At 47.1% G+C, this 561-nt stretch carries 1 pseudogene; it reads right to left on the reverse strand.

From position 1 onward, the window contains the following. Positions 1 to 185: 185 nt before the first annotated feature. Positions 186 to 550: pseudogene (locus tag CIK04_RS25585) on the reverse strand (YicC/YloC family endoribonuclease); the annotation flags it as partial. Positions 551 to 561: the final 11 nt, after the last annotated feature.

Consider the following 561-nt stretch of genomic DNA (forward strand, 5'->3'; position numbering starts at 1 on the left):
GTGGCAACAAGCCGCGAAGTTGGCAGTGGGGATAATGTTGCTGACATCACTTGGTTGATTTGTAGAATATACGGATAAACCGATTTGGACCGGAAAAATAAAAAAAGCCCTGTATTTACAAGGCTTTTTTCCAGGAAATACAGAGCATTTAAGACATTCTTGGACGGGGTACTCCCCCCAAGAATCTATTCAATATTTTGGATCTGCTCGCGCATTTGTTCGATCAGCACTTTAAGCTCAACACCTGAAGCGGTGATGTCAGTGGCGATCGATTTTGACGCGAGCGTGTTGGATTCACGGTTGAACTCTTGCATCATGAAATCCAAACGACGGCCAACGGCACCGCCTTTTTTTCAAAATGTTGGTGGCTCTTTAACGTGAGAATCGAGGTACGATCCAGCTCTTCTGCTACATCTGATTTCTGCGCCAAAATGATCAGCTCTTGCTCCACGCGAGARGCATCCAGTTCCACCTTGGCTTCTTCGAATTTCGAGAACAGACGCTCACGCTGCCACTCAATGATCTCTGGCATGCGGGCACGTACTTTCACCTACTTCCGCG

The organism is Vibrio sp. 03_296 (genome assembly GCF_002265885.1).